General features: G+C 64.7%; 15 protein-coding genes. 9 read left to right on the forward strand and 6 right to left on the reverse strand.

All coding sequences use genetic code 11. The features are described 5' to 3' along the window. Together VMI09_04910 and VMI09_04915 are read right to left on the reverse strand one after the other, a co-directional pair. Positions 1-1116: a complex I subunit 1 family protein gene (locus VMI09_04910; protein ID HTQ24014.1), complete on the reverse strand. Its 1116-nt coding sequence runs from the start codon at positions 1114-1116 to the stop codon at positions 1-3. Beyond that, positions 1106-1615: an NAD(P)H-dependent oxidoreductase subunit E gene (locus tag VMI09_04915; protein ID HTQ24015.1), complete on the reverse strand. Its 510-nt coding sequence runs from the start codon at positions 1613-1615 to the stop codon at positions 1106-1108. The genes VMI09_04910 and VMI09_04915 overlap by 11 nt, the downstream gene beginning before the upstream one ends. Positions 1616-1962: 347 nt before the next feature. Here VMI09_04915 and VMI09_04920 point away from each other — a divergent pair, with 347 nt between their 5' ends. From VMI09_04920 to VMI09_04935, 4 genes are all read left to right on the forward strand, one after another. Continuing rightward, positions 1963-2538, forward strand: a complete 576-nt coding sequence (locus VMI09_04920; protein ID HTQ24016.1) for a hypothetical protein — start codon at positions 1963-1965, stop codon at positions 2536-2538. Positions 2539-2614: 76 nt separating this feature from the next. Next, positions 2615-3304, forward strand: a complete 690-nt coding sequence (gene rsmD, locus VMI09_04925; GenBank protein HTQ24017.1) for a 16S rRNA (guanine(966)-N(2))-methyltransferase RsmD — start codon at positions 2615-2617, stop codon at positions 3302-3304. A gap of 18 nt (positions 3305-3322) precedes the next feature. Beyond that, positions 3323-3838, forward strand: a complete 516-nt coding sequence (gene coaD / locus VMI09_04930; GenBank protein HTQ24018.1) for a pantetheine-phosphate adenylyltransferase — start codon at positions 3323-3325, stop codon at positions 3836-3838. 20 nt (positions 3839-3858) lie between these two features. Further along, on the forward strand, positions 3859-5145 hold the full coding sequence (locus VMI09_04935; GenBank protein HTQ24019.1) for a pyridoxal phosphate-dependent aminotransferase: 1287 nt from the start codon (positions 3859-3861) through the stop codon (positions 5143-5145). A 61-nt stretch (positions 5146-5206) separates the two neighbouring features. On the opposite strand, the gene VMI09_04940 is transcribed toward VMI09_04935, so the two are convergent. Beyond that, the gene (locus tag VMI09_04940; protein ID HTQ24020.1) at positions 5207-5656 is read right to left on the reverse strand and encodes an NUDIX hydrolase; all 450 of its coding nucleotides are present in this window, start codon (positions 5654-5656) and stop codon (positions 5207-5209) included. Between the two features lie 270 nt (positions 5657-5926). Here VMI09_04940 and VMI09_04945 point away from each other — a divergent pair, with 270 nt between their 5' ends. Then, positions 5927-6955, forward strand: a complete 1029-nt coding sequence (locus tag VMI09_04945; GenBank protein HTQ24021.1) for an alcohol dehydrogenase catalytic domain-containing protein — start codon at positions 5927-5929, stop codon at positions 6953-6955. 187 nt (positions 6956-7142) lie between these two features. Here VMI09_04945 and VMI09_04950 read toward each other — a convergent pair whose 3' ends face one another. Both VMI09_04950 and groL read right to left on the reverse strand, forming a co-directional pair. After that, on the reverse strand, positions 7143-7562 hold the full coding sequence (locus tag VMI09_04950) for a hypothetical protein (GenBank protein HTQ24022.1): 420 nt from the start codon (positions 7560-7562) through the stop codon (positions 7143-7145). Positions 7563-7789: 227 nt separating this feature from the next. Beyond that, positions 7790-9535, reverse strand: coding sequence for a chaperonin GroEL (gene groL / locus VMI09_04955; protein HTQ24023.1), 1746 nt, complete (start codon positions 9533-9535; stop codon positions 7790-7792). A 135-nt stretch (positions 9536-9670) separates the two neighbouring features. Between groL and VMI09_04960 the strand changes: the two genes are divergently transcribed. Beyond that, the gene (locus VMI09_04960) at positions 9671-10189 is read left to right on the forward strand and encodes a hypothetical protein (GenBank protein ID HTQ24024.1); all 519 of its coding nucleotides are present in this window, start codon (positions 9671-9673) and stop codon (positions 10187-10189) included. Positions 10190-10281: 92 nt separating this feature from the next. On the opposite strand, the gene VMI09_04965 is transcribed toward VMI09_04960, so the two are convergent. Beyond that, complete coding sequence (locus VMI09_04965) at positions 10282-10557, reverse strand: Lpp/OprI family alanine-zipper lipoprotein (GenBank protein HTQ24025.1); 276 nt, start codon at positions 10555-10557, stop codon at positions 10282-10284. 401 nt (positions 10558-10958) lie between these two features. Here VMI09_04965 and VMI09_04970 point away from each other — a divergent pair, with 401 nt between their 5' ends. From VMI09_04970 to VMI09_04980, 3 genes are all read left to right on the forward strand, one after another. Beyond that, a complete protein-coding gene (locus VMI09_04970; protein HTQ24026.1) occupies positions 10959-11585 on the forward strand; it encodes a hypothetical protein in 627 nt (208 codons plus the stop codon). Between the two features lie 11 nt (positions 11586-11596). Beyond that, positions 11597-12064, forward strand: a complete 468-nt coding sequence (gene rimI / locus VMI09_04975) for a ribosomal protein S18-alanine N-acetyltransferase (GenBank protein ID HTQ24027.1) — start codon at positions 11597-11599, stop codon at positions 12062-12064. 173 nt (positions 12065-12237) lie between these two features. Beyond that, on the forward strand, positions 12238-12735 hold the full coding sequence (locus VMI09_04980; protein ID HTQ24028.1) for a CarD family transcriptional regulator: 498 nt from the start codon (positions 12238-12240) through the stop codon (positions 12733-12735). Positions 12736-12885: the final 150 nt, after the last annotated feature.

The raw sequence follows: 12885 nt of genomic DNA on the forward strand, positions 1-12885 counted from the left end.
TCATCGCGCTCCCGAGGTCAGCACCACGACGATCGCCGTGACCACGATATTGGCCAGTCCGAGCGGCACCAGCCCCTTCCATCCCAGGCGCATCAGCTGGTCGTAGCGAAAGCGCGGCAGCGTCCAGCGGATCAGGATCTGCAGCCAGCAGAACAGGACCGTTTTGATCATGAACGACACGAGGCCGAGAATCGCGACCAGCAGCTGCGGGAGCGCCAGATGGGCGCCGCCGGGGAAGTGGAAGCCGTCGCGATAGAGCCACGGCACCTGCCATCCGCCGAAGAAGAACACCGTGATCAGCACCGCGACCAGCACGATCTCGGCAAAGTCGGTCATCATGAAGACCGCCTGCTTGCCGCCCGAATATTCGGTGAAGTAACCCGCGACGAGCTCGGATTCGCCCTCGGGTAGATCAAACGGCACGCGCTTGGACTCGGCCATGCCGGCCACGAGCAGCATCAGGAAGGCGACCGGCTGCAGGCAGATTCCCCAGCGCGGCAGAAAACCGAACCATACTCCGCCCTGCGCCCGGCACATCTCCTGCAAATCGAGCGTGCCGTATGTCATCACGACCGCGATGATCGCGAGGCCGAGCCCGATTTCGTACGAAATCATCTGCGCGCTCGCGCGAATCCCGCCGAGCAGCGCCCAGCGATTGTTCGACGACCATCCCCCGAGCGCCACTCCATAAACGCCGATACCGATCGTCGCGAGCACATAGAGCGCCGCGGCGTTGATATTGGCCGCCTGCAGCGTGATCGTGCGCGAACCGATCTGCACCACGTCGCCGAACGGCACCACCGCAAAGGTGATGATCACCGGGAACAGCGCGAGAAACGGCGCGAGCGCGTGCAGGAACTTGTCGGCGCCGTCGGGGACGAAGTCTTCCTTGGTGAAAAGCTTCAGCGGATCGGCGATCAGCGTGTTGACCAGCCCCAGGTTGGGCAGGCCCATCCGCTTGCCGAACCCGGTGATCGCGGCGCGATTCGCGCCGATCCGGTCCTGGATTAGCGCGCTGCCCTTGCGCTCGAACCATAGCAGCACGCCCGCCAGGTTGAGCACCATCACCACGACCACGATCGCCTTGATCGCTTCTATCAGCAGGTCAATCAGCACGGCGGGCAAGCTCGTCGATAAGTCGCGCGGCGGATTCCTCGGTCAGATTTTCGTGGTAGCGCTCGTGGTTGAGCTGGAGCACCGGCGCGGTTGCGCACGAGGCCAGGCATTCGACGAGGCCCAGGGTGAATTTGCCGTCCGCGGTTGTCTGGCCGGGCGCGATGCCGAGCTTGCGTCCGATCGCATCGGCGACGCGGTCGGCCCCGCGCAGCCGGCACGACAGATTGCCGCAGACCTCCAGATGCCAGCGCCCGACCGGCGCGCGATAGAACATCGAGTAGAAGCTGACCACCGCATGGACATGCGCGGGCGGCAGCTCCATCAACCCGGCGACGTATTGCTCGACCGCGGGCGAAATCCAGCCGAACTCGCGCTGGGCGATCCATAGCGTCGGCAGCAACGCGGCCTGGCGGGTCGGATAACGCCCGAGCAGCGCGCGGTATTCCTCGAGGGCTGCGGGAGAAAAACGTACTTCAGAGCTGGTCGCGGCCGACTGCACGATAAGCTGACCTTCAATCGGAGAATTGTCCGGTTCAGAGAACTAATGGCCAATCCAGAAATCCTAAAATAGGTAACTCAAATCGCTGCCCCGCGCCAGAGCGCCGAGCCGGGGCTTGTCGATGTGTTCGAAATCGTCGCACGCGGTTGGGCCAGAGGTTGTGTCCACCGGATACACATGGCCACGCACGGCGGTCTGCAAACTTCGAGACAGTCAGCAGTCATCGAGCCGGCTACGAGGCACGCTCATTGCTACTTGGAAACTGTGAAGGACATCTACCTCTAACTGGCAGGCTGGACGCCATTGCACAGGGCAGACGAAAGGTATGACGACCCCGGAGAAAGTTGATGCTCGCTGCCCTTGAACCAGACCTCGCCGAACCGGCGCTGCTCCATCGACGCCCGGGGTCTTTTATCCCGTCGAATTCCGCACCGGCAAATCGTGCCGCGAAGCGCATACATGCGACTCACTATAACGTCCTCTTCCTGTGCGCCGACAATTCGGTCAACAGCACGCTGGCTGAGGCGTTGCTCCGTCGATGGGGCGGCGAGAGGTTTCGGGCCTTCAGCGCCGCCGTAAGCCGCCGCGCGGGGATCCATCCGCTTGGGGCGGAATTTCTCAGGGCACAGCGGTTATGGCATCCGGCGCTCTACTCGAAGAGCTGCCGTAAGTTCCTCGCACCGGACGCGCCGATGGATTTCGTTATAAGCGTCGGAGAGCAGGTGCCCGAAGGATTGCCGCAAGCCTGGCCGGGCCATCCCGAGGTGATTCACTGGCACATATCCGATCCCAAGCTGAACGGCAGCCCCAAGGAACAGGCCAATTCTCTAAGAAAGACGTTCGTGGAGCTCGAAAACCGGGTCCGGCTGTTCGTGCTCGTCTACGAGCGGGAAGCTAAGAAAATCGCCCGCGCCGCCGCCTGAAGATCGACCGCAGCCCTATCCGTCAGGGCTTTCCTCCCTGCTACCCGCAAACTTGCGGCAATCCGGCGACTGGGCTATGGTCCGCCCGTCGGCCGGGGACGCCGATATTTATATAGTTGCGACACCGCTTCATCACAGGAATCGCGATCGTCGGGATCGCTATAACCGGGGCCCGCGCCGGCATTTGCGGGGCGCGAGTGCGATGAGAGTTATCGCGGGCGAGGCGCATGGACGGCGGCTTCGCGCGCCGCGTGGCCTTGAGACGCGTCCCGCCACGGCCCGCGTGCGAGCGTCGATCTTCTCGCGCCTCGCGGCGCGCACCGAGCTTGCGGGCGCGCGCGTGCTCGATCTTTTCGCAGGCAGCGGCTCGCTCGGGCTCGAGGCGCTCTCGCGCGGCGCGGCGCGCGCGGTCTTCGTCGATTCCTCGCGCGCCGCGGCGGCCGCGATTCGCGGCAACCTCCGCGTGCTGGGCCTCGAGGCGCGCGCCGAGGTCGTCGCCGCGAGCGTCGAGCGCGCGATTGCGGCGCTCACGGCGCGCGGCGCGCGCTTCGACCTGGTGTTCGTCGACGCGCCCTATCGCAAAGACACGAGCGCCGCCGTGCTGGACGCGATTGTCGCGGGCGGATTGCTGGGCGAGGGCGCTTACGTGGTCGTGCGGCGAGCCGTCCGCGCGCCGCAGATTTCTGCGGCGGGGCTCGAAGCGATCAACAGTGCAACCCTGGGCGATCACCGGATCGTCCTTTACCGCGCGCCAGCGGCGCGCTAGGTCGGACAGCGGCACGGCATGGTGAACAAAGGCAAGGAATCGGCGCCCAGGAGCGCGATCTACCCGGGGACGTTTGACCCGATTCACAACGGGCACATCGACGTCATCCGTCGCAGCGTCGCGATCTTCGATGAAGTAATCGTCGCGGTGGCCTACAATCCGCACAAGGACCCCGCGCTGTTCACGCCCGACGAGCGCGTCGAGATGATCCGCGAGACCATCCGCGACCTCGAACCGCGCGCGCGCGTGGACAAGTTCAGCGGCCTCTCCGTCGATTACGCCCAGCGCATCGGCGCCCGCATCATCATTCGCAGCCTCCGCGCCGTGACCGACTTCGACTACGAGCTGCAGATGGCGCACATGAACAACCAGATGTGGCCGCAGGTCGAAACCGTCTTCCTCTTCGCCAACCCCAAGCTCTTCTTTTCGGCCTCGCGCCTCATCAAGGAAGTCGCAAGCTATGGCAAGCGGCTCCCCGAGCTCGTGCCCGAGCTGGTGATGAACCGGCTGCGCGCGAAGCTCAAAATCGACTGAACGCAGGCGGTCTGCTAGGCTTGGCTCTCCCGCGCGCCGCCACGGCGGACGCGCCGGGAAATCTCGTCGAAGAAATTGCCGCAATCCCGGATCAGGATCCCCAGATGCTCAAGCTCAACCGCAGAGTAGCCGCGATCAAGTCGTCGGCCACCTTGGCCGCCGACGCCCGCGCGACCGAACTCAGGGCCGCCGGCATTGATGTCATCCCGCTTGCCGCCGGCGAGCCCGATTTCGATACCCCCGAACGCATCAAGGAGGCCGCGCGCCGCGCGCTCGTCAGGGGGCTCACCAAGTACACGCCCGTCGCCGGCACGCGCGAGCTCAAGGAAGCGATCCGCGTAAAGCTCAAGCGCGACAACAATCTGGAGTACGAGCCCGCCGAAATCATGGCCTCGGCCGGCAGCAAGCCCGCCGAGTACAATCTGATCGCGAGCCTGTTCGACGAGGGCGACGAGGTCATCGTGCCGACCCCGGCGTGGGTCAGCTTCGTCGCGATGATCCAGCTAAGCGGCGCCGAGCCCAAGCTCGTCGCCTGTCCGGAGAGCGACGGCTTCCTGCTCGATCCCGAGCGGTTGCGCAGCGCCATCACCCCGCGCACCCGCGGCATCATGCTCAACTCGCCCTCCAATCCGACCGGAGCGGTGTACAAAGCGGCGCAGCTCGCCTCGCTCGCGCGCGTGCTGATGGAATTTCCCGACGTATGGGTGATGTCGGACGACGCCTACGAGCATATCGCGTACGTCAGCGGCGTCCCGCACATCTTCGCGATCGAGCCGCGCCTCAAGCAGCGCGGCATCGTGTTCAACACTCTCTCGAAGGCCTACGCGATGACCGGATGGCGCATCGGCTTCGCCGCCGGGCCGCGCGAGGCGATCGCCGCGGCGACGCGCCTGCAGAGCCAGAACAGCGGCAATCCCAATTCGATCGCGCAGGCCGCCGCGGTCGAGGCGCTGACCGGGCCGCAGGACGAGGTCGCAACGATGGCGGCCGAGTTCCGCGCGCGCCGCGATCTCGTGGTCGAGCGCGTGCGCCGGCTTCCCGGCTTCAGCCTCCCCAACGTGCCCGACGGCGCCTTCTACGCGTTTCCCAACGTCTCGGCGATGCTCAGGCGCGAATACAAGGGCGCGCCGATCGGCCACGGCGACCGCCTCGCCTCGATCATCCTCGACGACGCGCAGGTCGCGATCGTCGGCGGCAACGATTTCGACGCGCCCAACCACGTGCGGCTCTCGTACGCGACCTCCCGCGAGAAGCTCGTCGAGGCGTTCGATCGGATCGAACGCCTGGCGCGCGAAATCATGCGCTAGGAATTCGGTCGCAACGAAATCCTGCGCAACGAGATCTTGCGCAAACTAATTCCTTGGGTGGTCAGGTTTTCGCGCGGCCAGCCGCGGTGCGCCATGGCGCGGGCAGCTCGCCCGTGCGGATAAAGCGGAGGTAGTCGGCGAGAATTTCTGCGTGATCGAAGGCGAGCGGCGCGGGCGGAGCGTCGGCCGCGAAGAGTCCGATCGCCTTGGCGTCGTCGGCCGCTCGCGGCTCGCCCTGGGCGCGGCCGACATAAACTACCGTGACCGTATGGCCGCGCGGGTCGCGACCGGGGCGTGAATAGACTCCCAGCAAGGCGCGCAGCTCGACTTCGAGCGTCGTCTCCTCGCGCAACTCGCGCACGGCCGCGTCCTCGACCGCCTCGCCGACATCGACGAAGCCGCCCGGAATCGCCCATCCGAAGGGAAAATTGCGCCGCTCGATAAGGACGATCTGGTTTCCGATTTCGGCGATCACGTCGGCCGCGATCGGAGGACATACTGGCCTCGGCATGGATGAAAGGTTAACACGCGCCCGCCCCGCCGGTCACCCGCCGCCGGGAAATTCTAAAACTCCTCCCCCAAGGACAAGGGTTCTGGGCCTCCTAACCTCCTCCCCAGTCTTGGGGAGGATAGAGGAGAGGGTCGAGCGAGGAAGCGCCGGATGTGTCACTTCGGCGCTTTCTCGTGCTGATTCTTCCGCATCGCGCGATTGCACGGGTGCATTAGGCCTCAGCGCACCGTTTGACAACGGATCATCCGCGCCACAAAGTTCTCCACTGACATGCAAGTTGCCCGGCTCTACGACTTCGGCGATATCCGCGTCGAGCACGACCCGCGCCCCGCGCCCGGCCCGGACGAAATCCTCGTCCGCGCCCGCGCCTGCGGCATCTGCTCCGGCGACATCATGCCCTGGTACATCCGGCGCAAGGCCCCGCTCGTGCTCGGCCACGAGCCGGTCGGCGTGGTCGAGGAAGTCGGTGCCTCGGTGCGCGGCTTTCGCCGCGGCGATCGCGTCTTTGTCCATCATCACGCGCCCTGCTTCGAGTGCGCGTCCTGCCGGCGCGGCGAGTACGTGCAATGCGCGACCTGGCGCGCGACCAAAATCGTGCCGGGCGGGATGGCCGAGTTCTTCGTGGTCGGCGCGCAGAACCAACGCGACACGCTGCGCCTGCCCGACGCGCTTTCCGACGCCGACGGCGTGCTGGTCGAGCCCGCCGCATGCGTCGTCAAGTCGCTCCGCCGCTCCGGACTCAAGCGCGGCGAAAGCATCCTCGTGATCGGCCTTGGAATCATGGGCATGATGCACGTGGTGCTGGCGCGCCATCTCGGCGCCGGCAAAATAATCGGCGCCGATCTGTTCGAGACCCGCGCGCGCCGCGCCGAAGCGCTGGGCGCGGACGCGGGCCTCGTCGTATCCGGCGATAACCTCGTCGAGCAGGTGCGCGAGGCGACCGGCGGCGCGATGGCCGACGTGGTGATCGTCGGCCCCGGCAGTTCGAAGGCGATCGCGCAGGGCGTCGCCGCCGCCGGCAAGGGCGCGACCGTGGTGCAGTTCACCGCGACCCCGCCCGAAGACGAGATCACGCTGAGTCCCCACGATCTCTATTTCAACGAGACGCGGCTCGTGCCGAGCTATTCCTGCGGTCCCGACGATACACGCGAGGCGATGGCGCTGGTCGAGCGCTCGATTCTGAGCGCCGGCGACCTGGTGACCCATCGCTTCCCGCTAAAGCGCGTGACCGAGGCCTACGCGATGGCGCAGAAGCCGGAGTCGCTGAAGGTGATCGTCACCTTCGGCGAGCAGGCGTAGTCGGGCGCGGGCGCCGGCGCATACCGGCGCGCTCGCTTACAGATGCTCCGCGATTGAATTGCGCCGGAGAAGGGCCGCAAGAGTTCTCGCGCGGCTTACCGGGCTTCGCCAAGTGCGGCCGTTATGGCCCACAAGCAAGGAAAAGGGCGGTCTTGAGCCGCCCTTTTCCTTTGCAGGCTTTCGGAAACTACGGAGTCGACGGCGCAGGAGCCGCAGGCGCCGGAGCGGCGGCTCCGCTGTCCGACGGAGCGGGCGCTGCAGCAGAAGGGGCCTTGTGCATCACGTGATGATGAACGTGGTGCACGACGTGATGATGAATCACGTGATGACCGCCTTCGGTCTTCATCGAGATCGCCTCAGCGCGATCTGCAGCCGCCTTGGCGTCGGCGGCGGCCTGCTCGGTGCGCGTCGCGGCAGCCTGGGCAGCGGCGGCCGACTGCTGCGCCGAGTTCGCGGCGGCCTCAGCGCTCTGCGCCGAAGAGGCCGCCTGCGTGGCGGCTGCCTGAGCCTTTTGCGCGGCGTCCTGGCCAGCGCATCCGGCGAGCAGCGACAGAGCCAATGCAGCCCCGGCAAACCCGATCAATTTCGACGGTTTTAGAACTTCCATCCTGATTCCTTCCTCCCTTACAAGTAGGCGATGACCATCTGACCAGTTAGAAATAATCCCAACGAAACTGCCATGCCGGGCTGGTCACAGAACACAATAAATCTTGCACAAGTCGTTACGGGCCGCAATCAGCCGCGCTTATATCTCGACTCTCGTCAACTCAAGCCCTGCTTGTACATTTCGACCGTAGAACGCCGCTTGCGCAAGCCAGCTATCCATAGGTGATATTAATATTCGTCTTCGAGGCCCGTGTATTCGGAGCCGCCCATCCCGCCGCCCATTCCGCCCATGCCTCCCATCCCGGGCATCCCGCCCATTCCACCCATACCGCCCATGCCCGGCATTCCGCCCATTCCGCCCATTGCGCCCGGTGGCATCGCCGGCGCGGGCGCTGCCTTCTTCGGCGTCTCGGCGATCGCCGCTTCCGTCGTGAGCATCATAGCGGCCGCGCTAACCGCGTTCTCGAGCGCCGAGCGGACCACCTTGGCCGGGTCGATCACGCCCGCCTTGAAGAGGTCTTCGAATTCGCTGGTCGCGGCATTGAAGCCGTAATCGCCCTTGCCCTCGATCACGCGATTGTAAACGACGGCCGGCTCCTCGCCGGCATTGCGCGCGATCTGGCGCAGCGGCTCGCTCATCGCGCGCGCGACGATTTCGGCGCCGGCCTTGCGCTCGCCCGAAAGCTTCAGCCCCTGGACCGCCTTGACAGCGCGCGCGAGCGCCACGCCGCCGCCCGGGACCACCCCTTCCTCGACCGCCGCGCGCAGCGCATGCACCGCGTCATCGACGCGCGCCTTGCGCTCCTTGAGTTCGACCTCGGTGGCCGCGCCGACCTTGATCACGCCGACTCCGCCGACCAGCTTGGCCAACCGCTCCTCGAGCTTCTCGCGATCGTAGTCGGAGGTGGTCTCCGCGATCTGCGTGCGGATCTGGTTCATGCGCGCCTGGATTTCCGGCTTCTTGCCCGCACCGCCGACCAGCGTGGTGTTGTCCTTGTCGATGAACGCGCGGCGGCATTTGCCGAGCACGTTGAGCTGCAGGCTCTCCAGCTTGAGCCCCATCTCTTCCGCGATCACCTGACCGCCGGTCAGGATCGCCATGTCGGTCAGCATCTCCTTGCGCCGATCGCCGAAGCCTGGCGCCTTGACCGCCGCCACCTTAATCGTCCCGCGCAGCTTGTTCACCACCAGCGTGGCCAGCGCCTCGGACTCGACGTCCTCGGAGACGATCAGCAGCGGCCGGCCCGCCTGCACGACCTTCTCGAGGATCGGCAGCAGGTCGCGCAGGCCGGTGATTTTCTTTTCGTGGAAGAGGATCAGCGGCTCGTCGAGCTCGACCGTCATCCGCTCGGGATTGGTCACGAAGTAGGGCGAGATGTAGCCGCGATCGAAACGCATCCCCTCGACCACCTCGAGCGCGGTCTCCAGCCCTTGCGCCTCCTCGACCGTGATCACGCCTTCCATCCCGACCTTGTCCATCGCGTCGGCGATGATTTTGCCGATCGTCTTGTCGCCGTTGGACGCGATCGTCGCGACTTGCACCATCCGCTCGCGATCCTTGACTGGCCGCGCCATCTCCTTGACCGCTTCGGCGGCCTTGCGCACCGCGGCTTCCATCCCGCGCTTCAGCTCCATCGGCGCCATTCCCGCCGCAAGCATCAGCATCCCCTCGCGCAGCACCGCGCGGGCGAGCACGGTCGCGGTGGTGGTGCCGTCGCCGGCGACGTCGGAGGTCTTCTGCGCAACCTCGCGAATCAGCTTGGCGCCCATGTTCTCGAACTTGTCTTCGAGGTCGATCTCCTTGACCACGGTGACGCCGTCCTTGGTGACGATCGGCGCGCCGAAGCTTTTCTGGATCATCACGTGGCGGCCCTTGGGGCCGAGCGTCACGCGCGCCGCCTCGGCGACCAGCGAGGCGCCCTTGACGATCCCGGCGCGGGACTTCTCATGCAGGTGGATGGTTTTCGATGCCATCGAATCAAATCTCCGTAAAAAGAAAATTCTAAAACTCTAAAGGCCCGTGCGCGCGCCGCCGCCGCCGCGAGGCTTCGTCGGCACGGCCCGTTCGATTTTAATCATGCCGGCGCGCATTGCCAGAGTTATCGTGCTTTGAGCCTTGCCGCCCGGCGTGCAAGGATAGCTTCCGTGAACACGACCCAGTCCAGCCAGCGATCCGGATACGCCGCCGCCGCACCTCTGGCGGCGCTCTTTAGCTTGTCCGCGGCGCTCGCGCTGCCGTTCACGGCCGCCGCGGCCCCGCAGAGATTACTCGCCCAGGCGCCCACCGCTTCGTTCGCTCAACGCTCTGCGGCGCGCCGCACTTTCCTCCGCCTCGCCCGTCAACTCGTTCAGGACGACGACGATGACGGCGCAGAGGGCTCAGGCGCCGACAAGGGCGTTGCCCCCGCACAGATCGAAAAGTACGTCGCCGTCTACCGGGCGATGCAGCGCAATCACAACCTGACCATCGAACAGGCCGCCGCCTCCCAGGGACTTACCGTCCACAACTTCCGCGACCTCGAGAGCCGGATAGAAGGCGACGACCTCTCTCGCGACGAAGCTCGAAACGCGCTTGCGGCGCCGGCTAACGATACCGCGCAGCAGCAAGCGCCCGCATCGCATCCCTGAACCGCCGCGCGCTCGGAACACCCGCTGCGCGCATCGGCGCTCAAAACAACGGAGGAGGACCGAAGTCCTCCTCCGCGCTCACAATCCGGTTGCTACTTCGTGACGGAAGACGCGAAGGCCGCTTCGAGCCGGGCCACGGCGTCATTGGCGCGTTTGACCGAGTCCTCAGCGCCGGCCGCTGCTTCCTGGGCGGTCTTCGCCGATTGCGCAGCCGTGTTAGCCGAGTTCTGCGCGTTGCTCGAGGCGGTCGAAGCCTGCTGCGCGCTCGACTCCGCCTGCGAAGTCGCCTGGTCGATCTGGGTCTGGTAACTGCATCCGGCGACTAACAGCCCGCTGAGCGCCAGCATTCCGATCATCAAGTTCTTCATCCGAAACTCCTCCCTGGCTAAACCGGTAAAATCGGTTTCGATATGACGTGAGGCAAAGCACCGCGACGCGCTCAGGCGCCGTGCGGGTACCGAGTTGTGGTAATCGTTGCAGAACCATCCTTCCAATACAAGCTGAAAGGTCCGCGCAAGATTCTGAACAAAATCTGGAGAGGATCTGCGGTTGACATCCAAAACTGGCGCTGGGTATCGTCGATTTGAACTCCGCACGCCATCCGCGTAAGCATCGGATTTTGCCAGCTTCGCTCACGCCAGTGCCGATGGATAATATCGCTGATGAACAAAGCCGATCTGAGGCGACAAAAGCGACAGGCGACGCCGGTCCCGCCTCCGCTCCGGCCCCCGAGTCCAAACCGCTCACGAAACCACTCGTCGGACCGCTCATGATGACGACGATTCCCGGCGGCGGCGAAACCGCTTTACCCGGGCCGCTCGAAGAAAAACACTTTCCCGGCGAAATCCGCGGCAGCTTCGAGCAAGCGCTGAGCATGGTCGAGCCGGGTGGACCGGAGAGCCGCCGGGGGGGCCGTCGCGGCGGTCGTCGTAGCATCTTGAGGTCGCTCGGCGCGCTGATGCGTGGGGGCGCGATGCGCGAGCCCGCGACTTGCGCCGATCGCCACGTCGCCTTCGACGGCTACCGCAACCCAATGCACGACGACAAGATCGAGCGCGACCGCCGCTATGGAACCGTGTACACGGTCGTCGAGCACGCCAACGCCTATCTGGTGAGTATCGAGATGCCGCGGCGGATACCGGCGTCGTCGCTCAAGGAATTGTGGAAGCTTCCCGAGGAGATGCCGGATTACGACTACACCGTGACGCTGCACGGCACCGTGCTCGCGGTGCGCGCCGGCGTGCGGGGCGATGCGATGCGGCGGCTGTCGTATATCTCGGCGTCGTTCCCCTCCGACTTCCTCACGCGAATAGAGTTCGATCAGCCGGTCGCCGCATTCAAACAGCGCCTGCGCGACAAGGTGCTCGAGATAGTGGTCTTCAAAAAAGCCGCTTGACGAGGCGGCCGATGACAGCGAGCGTCAGAGAGGCCACGGTCCGCGACCTGCCGCGGATACTGGAGATCGAACGGCTCGCCTTTGCGCAGCCCTGGAGCCTCGATTCGTTCAAGCGCGAGCTGATGCTCCCGTTCTCGCGCATCATGGTCGCGGCGCCGGCGTCGGTCGAGGCGGAGAGGCAGCTGGCGGGATTTCTCTGCCGATGGCTCGTCGCGGACGAGTGCCACATCCTCAACGTTGCGGTGCATCCGGAGCTGCGGCGCGGGGGCGTCGGGATGGCGCTGATGGCGGAGGTCATAAACGAAGCAAAAGCGAAAAAAATTCGACTGGTGACGCTCGAGGTGCGTCGCTCGAATGTGGCTGCGAGAAGCCTGTATCGCAAATTGAATTTCGAGGAACGGCGTTTGAGATCGAATTACTATGGACCCGGCGAAGACGCGATCGTGATGGAGCTCCGGCTTGGCGGCGTCCTGCACTAAATCGTCAATAGAACAGCATTTCCGCAGTATTTGGACGGCTTTTTGCCCGGGGTTACAAAACCCTACTCTTTGTGCCATAATTATGATGTTAGGCCAGCGCTGCATCGGACAGCAGTGAACCTTGGTCACTAACTGGTCCGAAATCCACGGCTGGAGCATCGGGTAAGCGAAGAATGACCAATCTGCCTTTCAAGAAGGGTGAGAAAGTTGTCTATCCGGCACATGGAGTCGCGGTCATCGAGGACATCCAAAGCCGTGTCATCTCCGGGACGGAGCGTCGATTTTACATGCTCAAGATCCTGGGCACCGAGAAAATGACCATCATGATCCCGACCGAGAACGTGACGCAGGTCGGATTGCGGCGCGTGATCGGCAAGGATGTGGTCGACAAGATCTATCGGATTCTGCGCACACGCAAAGTCGAGGCCGACACCCAGACCTGGAACCGCCGCTACCGCGAGTACACGGAAAAGATCAAAACCGGATCTCCGCTCGAGATTGCCAAGGTCCTGCGCGACCTGCTGGTACTCAAGGGCGACAAGGAGTTGTCGTTCGGCGAGCGCAAGATGCTCGACACGGCGCGTAGCCTGCTGGTGAAGGAGCTCTCGATCGCGAAGGCTCATCCTGAAGAAAAGATCATGGAAGAGCTGAAGGTGATGTTCGCAAACTGAGTCGGGACGCGCCTGGCACGAAAAAATCCCGTCGGGGATCGGAAGCAATTCCGATCCCCGTTTTATTGTGCGCCCAGCATGGCGCGTGACTTAAGAGGTGGAAGTCCTCTGTGCGAGCAGGCCGCGTCGAGCACTAGCGAAGCGCAAAGG

It is taken from the genome of Candidatus Binataceae bacterium (assembly GCA_035500095.1).
Lineage (GTDB): Bacteria > Desulfobacterota > Binatia > Binatales > Binataceae > JAKAVN01.